The following is a 1,771-nucleotide window of genomic DNA, read 5'->3' on the forward strand; positions in this document are numbered from 1 at the left end:
GCCGACGGCCCGGGAGACGGCGCGCCCCACCCGCTCACCCGCGCGTGGCATGCCCTCGGCCGGCCCGGTAGAGCGCCGCGACCTGCGCCGCCGCCCGCGCCAGTTCCCGGCGGGCCTCCTCCGGGGTCAGGACCTCGACGTCCGTGCCGAACTGGAGGAGCTGGCGGACCGCGCCCGGCGCGCGGTAGGCGAGGCGGACCTCCGTCCACGCCTCCGGATCCCCGCCCGGGCCGTCGTGCGACACCACGCTCGGAGCGCTGATCCGCAGGAACATGTCCAGTCGCCTCGTCCGGACCCGGGCCCGGACGGCGACTTCCGCCGGGCGGTCCTCCACACCGCGCCGCAGCTCCTCCCACACCCCGGCCAGCTCCGCCCCGGCCCGGCGGCGCACCGGGGCGTCCGTGACCGCCGCCGCGGCGACCCGGTCCGCGCGGAACAGCCGCGGGCGGCCCCGCCGGTCGGCGACCAGATACCAGACCCCGGCCTTCGCGACGAGCCCGTACGGATCGACGGTGTACGTCCGCGTCCGGGTCTCGCCGCTGTGCCGGTACCGGATGCGCAGCCGCCGGTCGGCGAAGACCGCGGTGTGCAGCACGTCCAGGTCCGCCGCCGCGCCCCGCGCTGGGGACATCCAGCGGTCCGGGTCGACCAGGATGCGCCGGCGCGTCAGCTCGGCCGCCGGGCGGTGCGGCGCCGGGAGCGCGGCCATCACCTTGCGCAGCGCGGACCCGAGGGCCCCGTCCAGCCCGAGCGCCGAGTGCGCCCCCTGCGCGGCGAGCACGAACAGGGCGCGGGACTCGTCGGACGTCAGCCCCGTGACATCCGTACGAAATCCCGGGAGCAGCGCGATGCCGCCGTGCCGGCCGCGCTCGGCGTACACCGGGACGCCGGTCGCCGAGAGCGAGTCGACGTCGCGGTAGATGGTGCGGACGGACACCTCCAGCCGCTCGGCCAGCTCGGCCGCCGGGACCCGGCCCCGGGTCTGGAGCAGCAGCAGGATGGACAGCAGGCGGTCGCTCTTCACCCGCACAGGGTGTCCCGCGCGGCGGACGAAGACCACCGGATATACCTGACGGCGGATGTCAGGTTATGGCGCGAGGGTGCGGGCACGGGCCGGGCGGCGACCGCCGCGTCCGGCCCGGTGGACGACCTGCCCGCCGGCCACCAGGCCACCGACCGTGGAGCGTTTCCATGACCGACATGCCCGCCGACCCCCGCCCCCTGGCCGCCCGCGCGGCCGCCCAGCTGGCCGTGCTCCTGGACGACGTGCGGCCGGAGGCGCTCGCCCGGCCGACGCCGTGCGCCGACTGGGACGTACGGGCCCTGACCGAGCACATCGTCTCCGTCGCGGAGGCCTACGCCGTCATCGGCGAGACCGGCCGCGACGAGGCTCCCGACGGGGTGCGCGCCCGGCCGCTGCCGGAGGCCCCGGCGGACCGTGCGGCGGTCTTCGCCACGGCCCGGGAACGCCTGGCCGCGGCCTGGCGCGACGACGCCAAGCTCGACAAGGCGTACGTGCTGCCCTGGGGCGAGGTCTCCGGCCGGGGCACGCTGACCGGCTACCTCCTGGACGGCGTCACCCACGCCTGGGACCTGGCACGCGCCCTGGACAGCGGCCGCCCGCTGGACCCGGAACTCGCCGAGGTCTCCCTCGCCGCCGCCCGGCGCGTGCTGCCGCCGGAACGGCGCGGCGGCCCGACCCCGTTCGAGCCGGTACGCCCCGCACCGCAGGACGCCGACGCGTACGGCAGGCTCGCCGCCTGGCTGGGCC

The 1,771-nt window shown here is 77.8% G+C and carries 2 protein-coding genes; one reads left to right on the forward strand and one right to left on the reverse strand.

Annotation, left to right across the window (positions count from 1 at the left end; all coding sequences use genetic code 11):
- Window positions 1-34: 34 nt before the first annotated feature.
- Window positions 35-1,024 carry a helix-turn-helix transcriptional regulator gene (locus GCU69_RS03435; protein WP_098752235.1) on the reverse strand — a complete coding sequence of 330 codons (990 nt, stop codon included), beginning with the start codon at window positions 1,022-1,024 and terminating at the stop codon, window positions 35-37.
- Between the two features lie 167 nt (window positions 1,025-1,191).
- On the opposite strand from GCU69_RS03435, the gene GCU69_RS03440 reads away from it, so the two are divergent.
- The coding region (locus GCU69_RS03440) for a TIGR03086 family metal-binding protein (RefSeq protein ID WP_328629978.1) at window positions 1,192-1,771 on the forward strand (580 nt) is incomplete at its 3' end.

This window comes from Streptomyces lycii (assembly GCF_009735685.1).
GTDB classification, from domain to species: Bacteria; Actinomycetota; Actinomycetes; order Streptomycetales; family Streptomycetaceae; genus Streptomyces; species Streptomyces lycii.